The 17888-nt window shown below is 40.4% G+C and carries 16 protein-coding genes and 1 pseudogene; 1 reads left to right on the top strand and 16 read right to left on the bottom strand.

Annotated features, from left to right (window positions below; all coding sequences use genetic code 11):
- Positions 1-5: 5 nt before the first annotated feature.
- From MKX49_RS09245 to MKX49_RS09235, 3 genes are all read right to left on the bottom strand, one after another.
- Entirely contained in the window at positions 6-800 is a 795-nt protein-coding gene (locus MKX49_RS09245) for an alpha/beta fold hydrolase (protein WP_072272885.1), read from the bottom strand.
- A 176-nt stretch (positions 801-976) separates the two neighbouring features.
- Entirely contained in the window at positions 977-1765 is a 789-nt protein-coding gene (locus tag MKX49_RS09240; protein WP_244889683.1) for an SDR family NAD(P)-dependent oxidoreductase, read from the bottom strand.
- Between the two features lie 364 nt (positions 1766-2129).
- Positions 2130-3410, bottom strand: coding sequence for an MFS transporter (locus MKX49_RS09235; protein WP_340876196.1), 1281 nt, complete (start codon positions 3408-3410; stop codon positions 2130-2132).
- Positions 3411-4042: 632 nt separating this feature from the next.
- Between MKX49_RS09235 and MKX49_RS09230 the strand changes: the two genes are divergently transcribed.
- Positions 4043-5065, top strand: coding sequence for a hypothetical protein (locus MKX49_RS09230; protein WP_340876194.1), 1023 nt, complete (start codon positions 4043-4045; stop codon positions 5063-5065).
- A 180-nt stretch (positions 5066-5245) separates the two neighbouring features.
- On the opposite strand, the pseudogene MKX49_RS09225 reads toward MKX49_RS09230, so the two are convergent.
- The 13 genes and pseudogenes from MKX49_RS09225 to MKX49_RS09165 all read right to left on the bottom strand — a co-directional run.
- Positions 5246-6061: pseudogene (locus MKX49_RS09225) on the bottom strand (transposase); the annotation flags it as partial.
- A 395-nt stretch (positions 6062-6456) separates the two neighbouring features.
- The gene (locus MKX49_RS09220; RefSeq protein WP_340876193.1) at positions 6457-7212 is read right to left on the bottom strand and encodes an IclR family transcriptional regulator; all 756 of its coding nucleotides are present in this window, start codon (positions 7210-7212) and stop codon (positions 6457-6459) included.
- A gap of 245 nt (positions 7213-7457) precedes the next feature.
- Positions 7458-9185, bottom strand: a complete 1728-nt coding sequence (locus MKX49_RS09215; RefSeq protein ID WP_340876192.1) for a sensor histidine kinase — start codon at positions 9183-9185, stop codon at positions 7458-7460.
- 21 nt (positions 9186-9206) lie between these two features.
- Complete coding sequence (locus MKX49_RS09210; RefSeq protein WP_340876191.1) at positions 9207-9668, bottom strand: GAF domain-containing protein; 462 nt, start codon at positions 9666-9668, stop codon at positions 9207-9209.
- On the bottom strand, positions 9658-10311 hold the full coding sequence (locus MKX49_RS09205) for a response regulator transcription factor (RefSeq protein ID WP_283778898.1): 654 nt from the start codon (positions 10309-10311) through the stop codon (positions 9658-9660). Before MKX49_RS09205 ends, MKX49_RS09210 begins: the two co-directional genes overlap by 11 nt.
- Positions 10312-10400: 89 nt before the next feature.
- The gene (locus tag MKX49_RS09200) at positions 10401-11051 is read right to left on the bottom strand and encodes a sensor histidine kinase (RefSeq protein WP_340876190.1); all 651 of its coding nucleotides are present in this window, start codon (positions 11049-11051) and stop codon (positions 10401-10403) included.
- Between the two features lie 197 nt (positions 11052-11248).
- On the bottom strand, positions 11249-12754 hold the full coding sequence (locus tag MKX49_RS09195; protein WP_323598059.1) for an MFS transporter: 1506 nt from the start codon (positions 12752-12754) through the stop codon (positions 11249-11251).
- Complete coding sequence (locus MKX49_RS09190) at positions 12747-13034, bottom strand: hypothetical protein (protein ID WP_249593811.1); 288 nt, start codon at positions 13032-13034, stop codon at positions 12747-12749. Before MKX49_RS09190 ends, MKX49_RS09195 begins: the two co-directional genes overlap by 8 nt.
- Positions 13021-13332 (bottom strand): hypothetical protein, encoded by a 312-nt coding sequence (locus MKX49_RS09185; protein ID WP_034312618.1) that lies wholly within the window; start codon positions 13330-13332, stop codon positions 13021-13023. Before MKX49_RS09185 ends, MKX49_RS09190 begins: the two co-directional genes overlap by 14 nt.
- A gap of 186 nt (positions 13333-13518) precedes the next feature.
- The gene (locus MKX49_RS09180; protein WP_063593202.1) at positions 13519-14046 is read right to left on the bottom strand and encodes a Rieske (2Fe-2S) protein; all 528 of its coding nucleotides are present in this window, start codon (positions 14044-14046) and stop codon (positions 13519-13521) included.
- Positions 14047-14057: 11 nt separating this feature from the next.
- Positions 14058-14618, bottom strand: a complete 561-nt coding sequence (locus tag MKX49_RS09175; RefSeq protein ID WP_340876186.1) for a 4Fe-4S dicluster domain-containing protein — start codon at positions 14616-14618, stop codon at positions 14058-14060.
- Between the two features lie 3 nt (positions 14619-14621).
- A complete protein-coding gene (locus MKX49_RS09170) occupies positions 14622-16787 on the bottom strand; it encodes a molybdopterin oxidoreductase family protein (protein ID WP_340876185.1) in 2166 nt (721 codons plus the stop codon).
- Positions 16774-17856, bottom strand: a complete 1083-nt coding sequence (locus MKX49_RS09165) for a hypothetical protein (RefSeq protein WP_134781365.1) — start codon at positions 17854-17856, stop codon at positions 16774-16776. Before MKX49_RS09165 ends, MKX49_RS09170 begins: the two co-directional genes overlap by 14 nt.
- Positions 17857-17888 lie beyond the last annotated feature (32 nt).

Raw genomic sequence — 17888 nt, 5'->3', positions numbered from 1 at the left:
TTTCCTTACTCATTCCCGTTCAAAAATTCCAATATGCTCGAATTAAACTTCCTTGGATTTTCCTGGTAACACAAATGACCGCCATCTGGAATAATCACTAGCCGGGAGTTCATTAGCTTTTCATGAATGGCTTCTGATTCCTTAATGGGAGTTACAGTATCCAACTCACCACAAATCACAAGAACAGGAACAACTATATGAGATAACATACTCATTTGATTTAGATGATAAAGTGAATATGCTACCGAACGATATCCTGCCGGTCTTATCTGTGTCATAATCTCTTTGACTCGTGTATGGACATTTTCTGAAGCATGGGGAGATAGCAGTGCTTGTATCCTCTTTTCCGCTATCTCCTTAGTAGAAAGGTTTTCAATTGAAAATAATCGATTTTTCAATTTCGTCTCGTTCTCTTCTGGGGATAAAGCAGCTGCCCCCCTTGTCGAATCTGCTAATATAAGTTTATTAACCTTATTAGGGTACAGGCTGCAGTACTCTATCGCAATTGCCGCTCCCATTGAATGGCCGAGCAGATCGATTTTTTCCAGCTTTAGCTGATCTAGCATACCGTTCAGAATACGTGCGAACTCTTTAAAATTTCTATATTCTTCTGATGGATCTGAACTTTTCCCATAACCCGGAGCATCCCATGCGATTACTGTATAATGCTCCTTTAATTCCTGGATTTGTTCCTTCCATGACTGTGAATTATTGCTCATACCATGTAATAATACTAAAGGTTCTCCATTACCTTCTATTTCATAATGAATACTTAAATCTTCTACTTTTACGAATGGCATACGATCAGTCCCCTTCTAAAGGTAAGTCTCTAACTCTTAAAGCCCCCAAACTTGATATAACTTTCTTAAATTAGAGAATGATTTACTATTTTTATATTTTGCTTGAAAACCCTATAAAGAAAGTGCTTTCTTTCCCGACTTACAATTTAGCTAACGTATTCAAATACCTTGCCAGCTTAGCCAAGGCCCCGCACTGACAATCCGCCGTCGCTGGAAATGACTTCACCGGTGATTGCTCGTGATTCGTCAGAAGCTAACAGTACATATGCCGCAACGTGATCTTCCGGCATCTGGGCAAGTTGAAGAATATTCCGTTTTTTAATGCTGCTTGCTTTCGTATCATTATCTACGATTTTCACAAATGGACGCAGCGGTGGAATCACCGTGAGTGCTGTCAATGTACCCCCTGGGGCTACGGCATTTACCCGGATGGAAGGCGATAGTTCGAACGCAAGCTGGCGCATCAATCCAATTTGGGCGTGTTTGCTCGCTGTATACCAAACACCGCCGCCATCTGGATAAAAACTTGCACCGGACACGGTAAAAATAATATTGCCATTTGTTTTTTTCAGTTCTTCAAGAGCAGCTTTAGCTCCGAAAAAAGAGCCTTTTACGTTAATATTGAATAGAAAATCATACGCTTCGGAAAGCGCCTCGGGAGTCACATCGGCAAATTTGGCAAATCCATCGAACACGCCTGCATTCGCAACGAAGACATCTAACTTTCCGAATTGCTCAACAGTAGCTTGGACCGCTTGCTCATTGTCTTCGTATTTGCTTACATCTCCCTGATAAGTAAGGATATTTTCACCAAATTCTCCTTTCATTTTCGCTAATGTCTCTTTAGAGCGGCCGATAATGCTCACTTTTGCTCCTTCTTGTATAAAACGACGCGTGACAGCTTCTCCTATTCCAGAAGCTCCCCCTGTAATCAAAACGACTTTATCTTTTAAGGCCATGCCCATTGTCTCCACCCCTTCTAATATCTCTCAAACATGATGAACGGTTATCCAAAGATCGGTTCAATTCAAGTATACGGTCTTGTAGCGAGGACATAACCCCAATAAACGTTTCATATATAAAACTATGTTTTTTTATATAAACAATTCTAAAATGTAATCGCTTCATTGTCAATGTAAGCTGTAAAAAAACTGAAACCATCGTTCGGGAATACGTGCCTTGTTCTATATCAAGCTGTGGTCATTCTTATTCCTGTGTACACGTCAATGAGTTATTCAAGATTTATTGTGGTTCTCAGTAAGAATCTAGCGTCCCTTCTTACTAAGAAACACTTTCTAAAAAATGTATGATAAGTACCTTTTTTGCTCTCTATAAAGTTACTTTGTTTCCTGTCGTATTACTTAGGTGATTTTCGGCAACTTCTTGTTTAATCATAAATAAGTACGCGACAAACCCCAGGGTGGCTGCTACAATCAGCATGGCAATGGAGGGACCAAAATCACCGCCAGACATATCGCGGCTCCACCCCATGATATAACTTGAAAATCCACCCATAATATTCGTGAATCCCATTAAACCGGCAGCACGTCCCGCTGTTTCAGGTGTTGAAAATTTGATGATGAAGAAATTGGTCAGATGAAACATTCCTCCCTGAGTTCCCATGGCGAGCCCCATTGAAACCCCGGCCATAATAGGACTAGGTGCAAGGACAGCAATTGTCAAAAATACAGCTGTTAGTATGAAAAGAATCGTCGCAAGCAAACTCGGGCGTTTCGTTTTGTCCGCCAGAAATCCGCCAGCCAGGACAAATCCTAGCGCGAATAGCCATGATAATGAGGTAATCCCAGTCATTGCATCTCTTTCAAAGCCTTTGGCCTCCACGAGATAGGTAGGAAGCCAAATACTGATTCCAAAGAAAAGAAAGGACGACATCAAATTGCCAAACCAGACAATCCAATAACGATAATCCTTTGCGAAGAATTGCTTCAACTGCACATCATGCGCTTCGTCCTTTTGGCGAATATAGGAGACTTCCTCTTTACTCATGCGTGGATGTTCTTCTGGCGTATTACGAGCCAAATACAAGAACATTGGAATATTTATAAACAAGTTAAAGGCGGCGAGAGCAAAGAACGCGGCCTGCCAATGAAATGTTGAAATAATGAGGATCAGCATAACGGTACCCACTGCCGGGCCAAGATAGTTTCCAGTAATCCAGAATGACTGTGCCCTGCCAAGCTCCCTTTTATTAAACCAATTCGATATGAATTTACCCGATATCGGGATCATCATGCCTTCCCCGATTCCGAGGATGACCCTACTAATTAAAAACATTTCGTATGAAGTGGACAGTCCTCCCATGACCATTGTCGCAGTCCATACCAGTAAACCTAAAACTGCTGTTTTCCGCGCCCCTAACTTGTCGATAATAACTCCCCAAAAAATGTTGGAACAGGAGTATGAAATCATGAATATAAAGGAGATCAAGCCAATTTTCGCATTTTTATCCGGACCAGTCAGACCAAGATCACTTAAAAATCCCGGATCGGTTTGGATAACAGAGATACCTACTTTATCAATCTGACCGAAAAACCAGAAGAAAAAAATAGGAATCGCAATGTACAACCATCTTTTTTGACCTTGTAACATGTTATTTCCCCCTTATAATAGGCTCATTTGAATGCGCTTTCATGATTTTCGATACGAAAATGACTATCATGCTATCAAACTTCACCAACTCCCCCTTTCAAAAGATAACAGCAACTCTTGTTTCATATAAAAAACATTGTTACCAATATTTAATGTTATATTGAATTTTCGTAATAGTCAATAATATTCAGAATAATATTTTTCCAACAGAAAAAGTAGTTTTATATACAAAACTAAATAAGGTATTGTTTCGATGAAAACAACCCGAAACAATACCTTGCCCATCTATCACATAAAACCGGATAACGTTTCTGCAAATCCTCGTAATAACTCCATAATTATTTGAAACATCATTATCTGCAGCAATAAAAATGTCCATCATGAGACTGAAGCACTGCTAAGTCTAGTTCCGTTCAAGTAGAAGATGAAAAAGGCATACAATTCGTGACGCCAACCAACGATTCCTTAGATAGGTAAACTCAAAATTGAAGAATGATTCTTCTTCCGCTCATTCGGTTGCCGTCTTTCCTTTTATAACGATTCTTTATAAATATATAAAAATTAACTATTTTTATTATTTATCACTCAATGTTAGCATTTTGTTATAAGTTATTTGAAAGGATGAGAGATAAATGACTATCCAATATTCTGAATTCGCAGTATTCGGGCTCGGTCCCATCGGAATTGAAATTCTACGCAGTGCTTATCAAACGAATCCTCAATCGATTATCGGTGTTGTCGATATTGATCCCGATAAGGTAGGGAAGGAAATTGGCTTCCTGATCAATGAAAAGGAAACGAACAAATGTGTAGTTCCACATATCCAGGAAGTACATACTGAAGCTGACCACCCTATCGCCCTACATGCAACCGGTTCCAATGCACAACTAGTATGGCCTCAAATCAAAGAGCTGCTAGATCACGGCTTTTCAGTTGTATCCACCTGTGAACAGCTTTCCTTCCCTTGGCATCGCTACCCTTTACTTTCAAAGGAAATAGATGATTATGCTAAAGCAAAAGGACTTAGTGTCATCGGGACCGGAATCAATCCAGGGTACATCATGGATACTATGGCCATTTCTTTTACAACAGTATTGACCACTGTTAACCAAATTAAGGTCATTCGTAAAGTTGATGTTTCGAAAAGGCGCCTCCCTTTACAAAAAAAGGTCGGAATCGGGATGACCAGAGAAGAGTTTGAATTATTGGCCCAACGGAATGAAATTGGGCATGTAGGTCTTGAGGAGTCTGTAAGGTTAATCGCTTACGGGCTGAATTGGAAACTTTCAAATGTTATCAATACAATTAAACCAACGATTGCAAGCGAAAATATGACCGTTCCGCTAACTACCTTAAAACGAGGGGATGTTATGGGGCTTCATCAAATTTCCACAGGCAAGACTGTGGACGGAAAGGAAATTTCCTTGGATTTAACGATGTCTGCAGGTATTAAACAGGAAGATGAAATCGTTATTGAGGGGAACGAAACCCAAAGGTTGATTGTTCCAAACGGCATTTTTGGAGATACTGCAACCGCAGCAATGATCATCAATACCGCTAAGCAAATTGATGCCCTCCGTAAACCAGGTTTACTTACAATGGCTGACATCGGGGTGCCAAGAAATATAAATCAATCACACTTTGTGCGTATTTAAGTGGGTGACTAACAATTTTGCGATAAAGTATTACGATATAGGAAAAGGTGAACCCCTAATGGTTCACCTTTCAGTTTGTAGACAAAAGGGGTTCGGAATTAAAAAATTCTGAACCCCTTTTGAAATTCCCTTTGAATTTTAGCCTAAAGTTAAGAGATTGCGACTCTACGAGCCCACATGTTAGGCCATTTTTGGACCTCGCCATGTCCAATTGGCCATCTTCTTTAAATTAATGGCAGCGAAAGTAAGCATCGCCTGCATTGACAATTTTTTAAGTCCCCTTAAAGTAGTCCAACGCATACCATGCTTTTCTTTTGCATCTGCGAATACACGCTCAATCGTTTCTTTACGTTTTGCATATATAGGTTTTACATCTTGATGATAACGCAGATGATCTGCTTCTTCCACATGTGTTTGCCAGATATGCCGGGTCACCACTTTTTGACAGTCTTTGCTTTCTGTACACCGAGATAAAAATGAGCATGTTGTACAAATTTGTTTTGGCGATTTGTACTCGCGATAGCCCTCTTTATTAGTTGTTGAGTACTTTAAAGTTTCGCCCGAAGGGCAAAGGTAACAATCAAAATGTTCATCGAATACATAGTCCTGTTTGCGGAAAAATCCTTCTTTGGTGCGAGGACATGTATAAGGTAAAGCCGGTATGATTTCTTTGTTAAATAGGTAGCTTGTAATCGCTGGTGTTTTATAAGCTCCATCTGCGGCAACGGCTTCCGGTTTTCCAACTTTCTCAATCACTTGTTCAACTAGTGGCTCTAAGATCTGACTGTCATGTGTATTTCCAGGTGTTACAATCGTTCCCAATACAAAACCGTTGCGGTCTGCTGCCGCGTGGAATGAATAGGCAAACTGTTTTGTTCGTTCATCTTTCACATAGTTGCAACTCTCAGAATCCGTTATACTTTCTTTAATCTCTTTGGTCTCTTCTTTATCAAATTTATCTGGTGGAAAAGGCTTTTTTCCATGGTTTTCACGATCTTGTTTGATTTTATCTAAAAGGTAAGACAAAGTTGATTGGAACGGAAGGTACGAGACTCCTGCGGGAAAAGCGCGTCTAGGGGAGACCCCGCAGGCGAAAGCCGAGGAGGCTCCCCGACCGCCCGCGGAAAGCGAGTGCCCTACGTTCCAATCAACGTCCAAATTGTACAAGCCATAAAAGTAGACAAACTCGATTTTCATCGAGTTTGTCTACAGTCTGAAAGTTGAACCCGGAATGGTTCACCTTTTCGTTTTGGTTCAGCTGGGCATGCAAACATGACAAAAAACCACCATAAGCGGTGGCTTTACTCCCTATGCAAGAATCGACTATCTTATGTAAGTTATCTTATTTCAGAAAAATATATTCCGAAAATGAAATGACTTTTCTATTTTCATTAATGTGTTTGAGAACCAAGTTTCACGGAAATGGCTTTGGCAGCTTTCGTTACTTTGTCAATCAATTCAGGCAAGCGATCTTCCTGAAATCTTGCTTCAATCCCAGCGACACTAATACCAGCTACTATTTCACCTTTACCATTGAGTATCGGTGCACTCACCGCTTTCGTATAATCCTCAAGTTCTGATGAAGTTATCGTGTAACCATTCGATCTCGCTTCATCCATTGCATGACGGAGTTTAGTTTTATCCGTAATCGTTCCCATGGCGATTGGTTTTAATTGGATGTTTTCCAAATAATTTTCACGCTCTTCTTGTGGCAAAAATGCCAGGATGATTCGAGAATCGCCAGCGTACAATGGCGAACGCCTTCCAATGGATGTATAAAGTCGAACAGGATGCAGGGTGTCCACCTTTTCAATATACATCGCTTCATCCTTATCCCTCACAATTAAATTCACTGCTTCTTCAACTTCATCCCGTAGGTCTCTCATGATCGGATAGGCGATTGACCTGATATCCAAACGCTCCCCTACCAGTTGACCAAACTGCAGGAATATCAATCCAAGTGAATAGTGCCCATCATCGTCCTTTGTTAAAAACCCCATTTCCTCCAAAGATCCCACCATACGGTGTAACGACGTTTTCGGCAAATTGGATAGTTCCATCATTTCATTAAAGGTCAGTTTTGGATGATTTATGAAAAGGGTTAGGATTTGCATGGATTTCACGACCGTTTTGTTATGTGCCTGCATACAATGTCTCCTTTCATGATACATGTTTTCCTTAACTATCATTCTATTATAAAACATGGAAGAAAGGATGTAATGAAAATAACCGTATTGATTGTTTTTCGAAATGCTCTGTCTGTATTCTCATTTGATTTACCGGCATTTTTTAAAATTAATCGAATCATTTTATCATCCCGCAAGCCCATAGAACGAGTAATAATGTCAAATGCTGAAGCGTTTAAGGATAAAGTTACTTGATCATCCATCCACTACAAAGGCATTTTCAATATTACTTTTGTCCCTTTCCCTTCACGAGAATGAAGGATAAGGTTTCCGCCGCAAACTCTGGCTCTTTCCTCCATACTGAATAAGCCAACTCCACGGGTAACTTTTTCGATATCAAAGCCCTTTCCTTTATCTTCTATTTCTACACGAACTTCTTCCTCTATTTCCTGGATCGTTACTGTAGCTTCTTCGGTTTCAGCATACTTCCTAATATTTGTTAATGCCTCTTGAATAATACGGTAAATGGTAATTTCTTTGTTTGCATTCAAACGGCAATTCAAATAGCATTCAAAATGGACCTTGATATGATGATGCTCTAAAAATTGCCCCACTAAAGAGCGTATGGCAGGGAACAGTCCAAGATCATCAAGTACCGATGGCCTTAATTCCCAGGATAGATGCCGGAGTGATTCGATAATTTCGGTCGCTTCATCTTGCATTTGATCTAACAAGGGATGATCCATTTCTGTCTGCAGTCTGTTAATCGTTATGAGGTGGCTGTATAAGTTTTGTCCGATATCATCATGAAGCTCTCGGGAAATGCGTTTTCTTTCTTCTTCCTGCACATCAATGATTTTCCCGGTCATTTTCTGAATCTCTTCTTCCGCAAGCTTACGCTGGGTCACTTCATAACGAATCGCTAAATATTGGTAAGGTTTCTGAAAATCATCAAGAAATGGAACGATTGTCGTATCCACCCAATAATAAGTATTATCCTTGGCCTTATTTTTAACCTCGCCTTTCCATACTTCCCCTGATGATATTGTTTTCCAAAGATTGTTGAAAAATTCTTTCGAGTGAAATCCCGAGTTAATAATTCGATGATCCTGTCCGATCAGCTCTTCTTTTGAAAACTTTGAAATCCTGCAAAATTGATCATTGACATATTTGATCGTCCCGCTTTGATCTGTTATTGCTACAATCGAGGAAGCATCCAAAGCAAATTGGAAATCGGCCATTTTATTTACGAATTTCCCCAATTCCTCTAAAACTCGTTTATATTCGGTAATTTCCTTGCGAATTGCCAGGTATTTATAAGGGTTCCCTTTTTCATTTAAGAAAGGGACAATTGTGGTATCGACCCAATAATAAGTTCCATCCTTCGCTTTGTTCTTGATTTCACCCCGCCAAACGCTTCCTGATGAAATTGTCCTCCAAAGCTCTTGCATAAATTCCTTTGAATGATAACCTGAATTGATAATTCGGTGGTCCTTCCCGATAAGCTCTGTTGCCGAATATTTGGATACCTCACAAAATTTCTTATTAAAGTTTATTATCTTGCCCTTTTCATCCGTAAATGCAACAATCGTTGATTCATCAAGTGCGTAAATTAAATCAACCAGTTCATTGATCGGATAGGATTGCTGCTGGTTAATCCGTGATTGGTCTTTCACTTTATGGACTACAATTAAGTAATAAAGCTCTTTCGCAAGCTGAAAGGAGTTCACCCTGAAAAAAAGCGAAAAAGCATGACCATCCCGGTGGATCCCCAACTGGTGGATAATCTCCCCTTCCCCGCTGTGCTGCAGGTTTGCCCCTGGTATAAGTTTAAGAAGCTTTTCCCCGTTCAATTCATGATGTTCATAACCAAAGTTTTCATATACCTGTTGATTCGCAAAAGAGATGACTCCAGATTCATTGACAAGGATTGTCGCATCGCTAGTTCCAGGTGTAACCCCTTTTTCCATTTCCAAATGTTTATTCAAGTCCATACATAATCCTCCTTGTTGCCATTAAATTGAGCTGTTCAATTCCTTTTCCAATTTTTTCGCTGCATCAAGGATCTTATGCTGGTCGCTTTCAGAAATAGGCTGAGCTGTTCGTTTACCTACTAATAATACCCCTTTGGGAACACCTTTAAATTGAATCGGAACTGCGAAGGCGCAACTGAGATTTTCCGCAAGCATGATGGGATAATCTAAAGCTTTGCCATGGATATTATTGGGGAAACCTTCAATTTTCATCGGCGCCCCCGTTGATATGACCCTGCCTGCTATTCCTTTTCCATATCGAACAGTTATCCTTTTGTACTTATCATTTCTGTTTCCGGCTGCATAATGCCAGCATATGTCAGGACCTTCTCTGTTTTGTAAGGCAAGGCCTACAAAATCACCGTTCATTTCTTCTAATACATGTTCACACGCTTTTTTAAATGGTTGATCCTCTTTCGATTTACTGTCCAAGTTAAATTCCATACCCTAATAACCCCTTTTTTAAAGCGAATGCAACAAGTTCATGCCTTGTTTTCATCTTGAGCTTTTCCATTAGGTTTCCTTTATGGCTTTCAACCGTTTTCACGCTTATGACAAGCTGTCCGGCAATTTCTTTATTGGAAAACCCTTTCGCAATCAATGTAAGCACCTCTTTTTCACGGTCAGACAACAGATTGATAGAATCAGCGGTTCCCTGCTTCACACTGCCTAAATATTCTTCCATTACCCTTTTTGTTGCAGATGGATGAAGGTAAGCATCTCCGTTTGATAAAGATCGGATGGCCACCAATAGTTCTTCATGGGGAGCACTTTTTAAAATACAGCCTGAAGCCCCGGCTTGAATGGTTCTGAACAAATATTCATCATCATCATGCATGGTAAGTATTAATATGGCTACCTCAGGCATTAGTTTCTTCAGTTCGGAAGTAGCCGATAAGCCATCTTTCCCATGTGGCATGCTTAAATCCATGACTACCACATTAGGCTGAAGCTCTAGTGCTCGTTGTATACCTTCATTCCCCTCTGAAGCTTCCCCTATGACTTCCATATCAGGATGATTATTTAGTAGCATCTTTAAGCCCATTCTTACAACGGCGTGATCATCGCAAAGCAAAATTTTTATCAAAGCAGCTCCCCCTAGCATTGTTCTTGTTTGTATCGTTATATGAAACAACAAGGGGGATTGCACAATTCGCAAGCCCCTTGTTTAGCATTTTAATATAATGGCAGAGAAATCTCTATAGAAGTCCCATGATCTATTTTTGAAAAAATGGTACAATTCCCGCCAATCAAATGCATTCTTTCACACATGGCAGCAAGCCCGCTCAGCTTATTCATGGCAGCTTCAACCTCAAATCCTTTCCCTGAATCTTTTATCATAATTAATAACATGCTTTTTTCCCATTTGAATAGTATGCTTGCTTTTGTTGTATCAGCATACCTTGCTATATTCACCAATGCTTCTTGGCAGACCCTGAAAAGTGTAATGCTATCTCTATCAGAGATTTGCGATTCAATTCCCAGATTCTCCATCTCAACCTCAATTCCATAGGTTGAGGTGTATATTTTTATGTAGCTTTTAATAGCTGAAATAAGCCCAAAAGTCGTAAGGGTAGGAGGATGCAATTCTACAGCCAAAAGCCTGATTTCTTGAATTGCCTTCTCCAATAGCTGTTTCATATCACCTGCATAGATTTTCATGGCAGGCTGTTCGATTGCCGTTTCAATGAGCTGCATTCCGGAAAAGAGACTGGAAAGGGACTGCCCCACACCTTCATGAAGCTCCATCGCAATTCTTTTAATCTCTTCTTCATGTGTTTGTATGATATAAGAACTGATGTTGTTTTTAAGTGGCTTAGTATTCATTCCCACCCTCCTTCTTCAATTGTCGCTGATTATTGGCCATTCAAAGTGCGGCATGCTCCCCCAATTACACTTTCGGCAAAGTGGTGAGAAAACTGACGTATACCTTCTTTCCCACCAGAAACCTAGCATTAGAACTTCTTGTTTTTGAAATCTCAATTCAGCCTTCAAATCCAATCATTTCATGCGCGCAGTCCATTTTATGCTTTCTTCACTCTATGACTTGAAATGTCACTAAACATACCTGCATATTGAACGACATCCCCCGCATCATTCTTTATCGAACTTATGGTCAGCCATTGCAGATATTGCTGCCCATCCTTTCGGCTATTCCAGATTTCACCCTGCCAAAATCCATTTATCTCAATGGATTCCCACAAATCCTCATAAAAAGTTCGAGACTGTTTACCCGACTTAAGTATACTAGGGTTCTTACCAATTACTTCATTTTCCTGATAACCCGTAATACTGCAAAACGACGGGTTTACTGAAATGATCTTACCGGTGGTATCGGTAATTAGAATCCCTTCTATTGTATGATCGATCACTTCTTTGGCAAGCCCCATTTTGCCTTGGAAATACATCCAAACAACTAAAATCAAACTTGCAAGGGCAACTTCTGACAACGCCATGAACCCGATTGCATAATGTCCTGTGATATTGAATAACAAGGATAAAATTAATGGCGGAAAAAACCCTCCCAAACCGCCCATAGCGGAAACGATCCCATTCACAATACCAGCCTGCTTTTGGAAATACATCGGCACCAGTTTAAAAATAACACCATTTCCCATTCCGGCACATAGGGCAATACTCAAACAGCCAATAGTGTACCAGCCAATTGATGGAGCAAAGGATAGGATCATCGCTGAAACTGTATACACTCCAAAAACGAACATGAGCAGAATGAGAGAATGAAAACGATCTGCAAGCCATCCGCCAATTGGTCTCATAAGGGTAGCAAGTACAATAAAGCCCGCTGTCCTTAAACCGGCATCAACCTTATCCAATCCAAAGTTAGCTACAAGAAAATTTGGCAGATAGATAGTAAATGCAACAAAAGAACCGAATGTTATAAAGTAAAATAAACTTAGCAGCCATAGTTTTTCATTTTTGTAGACACTCTTCACTTGTTCTAATAGCGGTGTTTTTACTTTCAGCTCTTTTTTATCCCCTAACAGAAAGTTACCTGCGATAAAGACCCCCAAAATCACAAGGTAAAGCTGTACAGTTGTTGACCAGCCAAAATTCTCAGCTACAACGGGTGCTGCAAAAGCCGATACTGCCGTACCAAGGTTTCCAGCACCGTAAATTCCGTTTATAAAACCATGACGTTCCTTTGGATAATACTTAGGTAAAGAGGTTACACCAACTGAGAATACGGCTCCTCCAATACCAAGGAAAAGTCCTCCAATCAACAAATCGACAAGGGAATCGGCAATGCTGATATAATAAACAGGGAACAATAGTAACATAAAGCTAATCAGGAAAATTTTCCTGGCTCCGAACTGATTGGCGTAAAAGCCAAGGGGGATACGAAGTACAGATCCCAAAATGACCGGAACGGCTGTCACCAGGGCAAGCTGACTCTCCGGTATAGCAATATCTTCTTTAATAAAGGGCATCAGGGAAGAAATTAATACCCATACCATAAATCCGACTACTAAGTTTAAAGTCTGTAATGGAAGCTGTATTTTCTTAATCATTCTGATCACTCTCTCTTCTAATTACATATTGTAAACCCGTGTTTGCGTCAAAAGCTGACCACTCATTTTTGTTTCGTACCATATTGCATGTCAGGGGAACAGCGAAAAAATTCAGGTGATCAAAATAAATGCGTAGATGGGTCATGTCAGGACAAATCTCCACCTTATCTATCGTTTTAGTAACAAAAAGCGCTTTATCCTGCCCATCATCATCCAAGATTGCCACTCTGGCTTTTTCCGAGACTAATGATTGTAAACCTTCCAAATTAATGTGTTCCACATGTATTGCACCCTCTCTTTGCACTGTATACATTCATTTGAAAACCCTGCAAATATTCCCAGAATGTATCTTCTGCATGATTCTCGATAAATTCAATTGTTTCCACTACAGACTCCCAATTGCTCATTCCCTTTACTTCGGCAACTACAATATCGGCCCCATCTATTGACTTTTCATCTAAATACCAGTTAAGACGGACATCTTTAAAAAGGTCTGAAAGGAGCTTATCGATTTCAGCAGCAAAATTTCCAGATGCTTCTTTTACAAAACAAAAATCAAAGTATGTTTCACTGTTCATTTGATTCACGCCTTTTCGTTTTTCGTTTTTTTATAAGTAAATAACGCTAAGGGAAACACCACTATGTTTAATCCCCCAAACATTAGAACATTTACATAATTTTCATAATAATATTGATGAACCATAAATTGGGTAAATACAATATTCATCATAAAGAAGGCACAAAGCAACGCGACACCGATGTACTTAAACTTCATAACGCTTCACCCTTACAGCGTATACTGCGCCATTTTCAACTTTCACTTGAATTTCAGGCAGGGGCCTCCTTGGCGGTCCAGCAGTTGGAGCACCTGTTTCAACATCAAATTTCCCATGATGGCAAGGACAGATCATTTCACCTTCTTCTTTCACCCAAAACACCGGGCAACGAAGATGTGTGCATGCATTTTGGTATGCTACGTATTTCGTTTCAGACAATCTGATCAAAATGGCATCATCATGATCCCCTGGAAATTTAAACTCCACTGCGTCACCAATTGGAAGTTCGCTTACATTAGTTATTTTTTTGTGAGGATACTCCTTTTCCCCAAGACCCATCAATTCTTTAGCCGCAATCGCTCCCCAAGGAAGGGATGAAATCGCGAATACTCCTGCAGCTCCCACTAGTGTTTTCATGAACCCCCGTCTGTCGAGCTTTCTTTCATTATCCCGTTCAATATTATGGGTGTAATTATCTTCATTAAAGGGGATTTTATTATTTTTATCCGACGGCATATAAATCCCTCCTAAAATAGCTTTTCAATTCCTTGTAAAATACCAGGCAAATTTACCTTAACGTTCGTTTCACTTTCAAGATAAGGCAGGCTACTCACCCATTTTCCATTATCTAGATTAAATTGTTTTTTTCTATTTCCAATTTCCTCATCGGTGAGCCACTGAAGTGTATTGGATGGACAAACACTTGCACACATTGGCGGGATACCTTTTTTTGTCCGGTCAATACATAAATCGCATTTGTACATTAAGTTTTGCTCTATGTCAAATTTTGGTATGCCATATGGACAAGCGATCGTACAGTTTTGGCAGCCAATACATTTTTCAACTAGAGCTGATAAGACGGCCCCTGTCTCATGTATTTGGATTGCCTGGGCAGGACAACTTCTTGCACAGGCCGGATTCACACAATGGAGGCACATAAGAGGCATCGTCTGCCGATTGACCAGAGGGTTTACATCATAAACGTAGTTCCTGTTCCGCTCTTCATGCCCTCCGCATTGTGTACAAGCAGCAAGGCATGACCGGCATCCTATGCAGTTTTCAAGTTCTAAATAGAGCCTCTTTTTCATTTATTACACCTTCTTCATTTCGACTTTTTCCAATTGAGCCGCACAGACCTTAAACTCCGGCATACGGGATATTGGGTCAAGCGCTGCAATCGTTAATAGGTTGATAGATTGCTCGTGCCCAAAGTGGTATGGAACAAATACAGTGTCCTCACGAATTGCTTTTGTAATTTTCACTTTATAGATTGCCTCGCCTCTCCGGGTGTACAGGCGGACCTTATCCTCATGGTCCATATTGTATTTTTTTGCTGTTTCCGGATGTACTTCGACGTATGGCTCCGGACACATATCACGCAGGAACTGGATTCTTCTCGTCTGGTTTCCAGATAAGTAGTGGTAAACGACACGCCCGGTTGTTAAACGAAGTGGATATTTTTCATCTGGCTCCTCAGCAGGGGGACGGTAAGGAAGCGCACAAATTTTCGCTTTGCCGTCTGCGTGATAGAATTTCTTATCCAGGAACATATGGGGCGTTCCCATATCATTTTCATCCTTACAAGGCCAAAATACTCCGTCCTGTTTGTCGATTTTATCCCATGTAGCACCATAATAATCGGCATTTCCTCCTTTACTAGCCAGTCTGAATTCATCAGCTATATCTTTTGCTGTTTTCAAATGGGAAAAGTATTTTCCTCTTCCAAGACGTTCTGCAAGTTCTACTTGTATTTGCCAATCGGGCTTAGATTCACCGATTGGTTCTTGTGCCTTATTTATCTTAATAATTCTTCCTTCAAGGTTTGTAACTGTTCCTTCATCTTCTGACCACGTTACAGATGGCAGGATCACATCCGCAAACTCTGCTGATTCAGAAAGATAGAAATCCGAACACAACATAAAATCAAGATTTTTCATCGCACTTCTGACGAAATTCAGATTCGGCGCAGACACTGCAGGATTAGAACATAGCAGATACAATCCGCGAATCGTTTTTTGTTCCATCAATTCAAACATTTCATATGCAGAAACACCCGGCTGGGGCATTTCTTCCGGAGTGATTTTCCATACTTTACAAACTTCTGCTACCTGTTCAGGGTTTGTAATTTTACGGTATCCTGGCAATAAATCGGCTTTCTGGCCATGCTCCCGTCCCCCCTGCCCGTTTCCTTGACCAGTGAATGTCGCTACACCAGACTTGGGCCGTCCGATTTTACCTGTCACAAGCGCCAAGTTTGTATATCCAGATACATTGTCAACACCCTTATGCTGCTGTTCGATTCCACGGGCAAACATGACAACTGCATTTGGTGATTTCCCATAAATTTCTGCTGCACGAATGATTTTTTTCGGTGCCACACCTGTAAGCTCACTCGTATATTCCGGTGTAAATTCTTTTACAAGTTCTTTTGTTTCTTCAAACCCGTTCGTATGATTATTAATGAAATCTTCGTCAGCATACCCGTTTTGAATTAATAGATTTAAGATTCCATTAGCAAGGGCAAGATCCGTTCCCGGTTTCAAGTCAAGATGAACATCTGCTCTTCTTGCAATAGGAGTTTCACGGGGATCTGCCACGATAATGTATCCTCCTCTTTCTTGTACGTTCCAAACACGGAACATAGAAGTTGGATGGCATTCTGCTGTGTTGCTTCCTGCAATAAATAAGCAATCTGTTTCATGAATATCAGTCCAAGGTAATGTTGAACCTCTATCAACTCCAAAAGAACGAAGGAATCCCCCGGCTGCACTTGACATGCAAAATCGGCCATTATAATCAATGTAGCGAGTTCCAAGAGCCACACGTGCAAATTTCCCTGTTAAATAGCATTTTTCATTTGTCATTGATACCCCGCTGAAAACGGATAATGAATCTTTTCCATATTTAGCTTGAAGTTCCCTGAACTTATTTGCGATTAAATCATACGCCTCATTCCAGCTTGCTTCTCGGAAGCCTTCCTTTGTTCCCTTTAGTGAAGCATCATCCCGAATAAGCGGTTTTAAAATACGATCTTCATGATTCGTCTGCTGGTAAGCTGTAACCCCTTTTGGACACATTTTCCCAACGGTTACAGGCCAATCATAACGGGGTTCAACCCCAATGATTTTATTCGTCGCTACATTTACCCTTAAATTCATTCCGCATTGCATTCCGCAATAAGCACAATGGGTTTTGACCAATGTTTCATTCGGGTGCATCACATTACTTTCTGTTTTAAAAAACTTATCCTTTTGCATCCTGGTTTGCCTCCTTAACTTTTACTTCATGGATGGGGAACCCGGAAAATTGGGCAATCCTGTATTTTCTTCGACAAGGAAGGCACATTTCAGCGAGATGGTGGCCTTCTTTCGCTTGGAATTCTATATCATTCCTGCCGAGAACCTCAATGACATCTTTTGATTGTTCTGTTGAAACAAACTCATTACCGCATACTTTGCATCCTTTCATGGATTGTTCCGCATAATGCTCTCTGTAATTTCTTGCGAATACACTCATTGGGCGAAAAGGTATGTGCGCAAGTTTTCCGAACGGAAGATAAATCAATGTAATGATGACTGACCATTGGTGTATCAGGGACATGGCTGGCTGTCCTGCACCATGCATAAAAATGTTCATGAAGGTTAGTGCCAGTCCTGTAACGCTGACCAATAACAGCATAAATAATGGAAGGAAGTCATACATGAATTGTTGTTCTGCCCTTGCCTGCATATTTTTCAAACGGCGATAAAGGGCCATGCATACACCGGAAATGACCATCACTGCTGTAATGTTCAGTGCGTTATATGATAACGTCGCTATAAGCCCATCAGCTGGTACTGTCATTACCTGGATCCCCATGGCGATGATGTTGTAGTAACCGTTCTCGTCCATTGTGAAGTACATCCATCCAAATACTAGAGGAAAAGTCACGAAGCAGGAGAGAATGCAGCCCCAGCCCATTAGAACGTGCTGAGTCCATCGGTAAATTCCCCTGTTCCAGATGAAATTGTATGTTGCTAAATGTTCAACTGTTGTTTTGGGCGTTGATCTTCTTAAGAGAATTTTAATTCCTTTTTTTATAAAAACCTTTGTTGGCGGCCTTTCCCCCCAAGCGATAAATCTGTAAAAGAAACCCCCAATAAAAATAAACGTCCCCACCATATAGCCATAAAGGTTTAAATCCACGTGTGTAAACATTCTCGTACCAATAAACGATAAGAATACAAGTCCGCAAACTGCTAGAAACATAGACTTGGCAAAATGTGATGCAAAAGCATCATCAATCGATTTTCCTGTTTTTTGATTTACGGCGACTTTTGCCTGCATTATTATTCCTCCTCATTACAAACAATTACCAT

Origin of the sequence: Peribacillus sp. FSL M8-0224 (assembly GCF_038003055.1) — a bacterium.
Taxonomy (GTDB): Bacteria; Bacillota; Bacilli; order Bacillales; family DSM-1321; genus Peribacillus; species Peribacillus frigoritolerans.
Note: the sequence above shows the minus strand (reverse complement) of the source record. Positions and strands in the feature narration are given on the sequence as shown.

Bases quoted from the DNA above. Each gene is read 5' to 3' on its own strand.
- MKX49_RS09245 (WP_072272885.1), bottom strand. From the start codon at position 800: ATGCCATTCGTAAAAGTAGAAGATTTAAGTATTCATTATGAAATAGAA.
- MKX49_RS09240 (WP_244889683.1), bottom strand. From the start codon at position 1,765: ATGGGCATGGCCTTAAAAGATAAAGTCGTTTTGATTACAGGGGGAGCT.
- MKX49_RS09235 (WP_340876196.1), bottom strand. From the start codon at position 3,410: ATGTTACAAGGTCAAAAAAGATGGTTGTACATTGCGATTCCTATTTTT.
- MKX49_RS09230 (WP_340876194.1), top strand. From the start codon at position 4,043: ATGACTATCCAATATTCTGAATTCGCAGTATTCGGGCTCGGTCCCATC.
- MKX49_RS09220 (WP_340876193.1), bottom strand. From the start codon at position 7,212: ATGCAGGCACATAACAAAACGGTCGTGAAATCCATGCAAATCCTAACC.
- MKX49_RS09215 (WP_340876192.1), bottom strand. From the start codon at position 9,185: ATGGACTTGAATAAACATTTGGAAATGGAAAAAGGGGTTACACCTGGA.
- MKX49_RS09210 (WP_340876191.1), bottom strand. From the start codon at position 9,668: ATGGAATTTAACTTGGACAGTAAATCGAAAGAGGATCAACCATTTAAA.
- MKX49_RS09200 (WP_340876190.1), bottom strand. From the start codon at position 11,051: ATGAATACTAAGCCACTTAAAAACAACATCAGTTCTTATATCATACAA.
- MKX49_RS09195 (WP_323598059.1), bottom strand. From the start codon at position 12,754: ATGATTAAGAAAATACAGCTTCCATTACAGACTTTAAACTTAGTAGTC.
- MKX49_RS09185 (WP_034312618.1), bottom strand. From the start codon at position 13,332: ATGAACAGTGAAACATACTTTGATTTTTGTTTTGTAAAAGAAGCATCT.
- MKX49_RS09180 (WP_063593202.1), bottom strand. From the start codon at position 14,046: ATGCCGTCGGATAAAAATAATAAAATCCCCTTTAATGAAGATAATTAC.
- MKX49_RS09175 (WP_340876186.1), bottom strand. From the start codon at position 14,618: ATGAAAAAGAGGCTCTATTTAGAACTTGAAAACTGCATAGGATGCCGG.
- MKX49_RS09170 (WP_340876185.1), bottom strand. From the start codon at position 16,787: ATGCAAAAGGATAAGTTTTTTAAAACAGAAAGTAATGTGATGCACCCG.
- MKX49_RS09165 (WP_134781365.1), bottom strand. From the start codon at position 17,856: ATGCAGGCAAAAGTCGCCGTAAATCAAAAAACAGGAAAATCGATTGAT.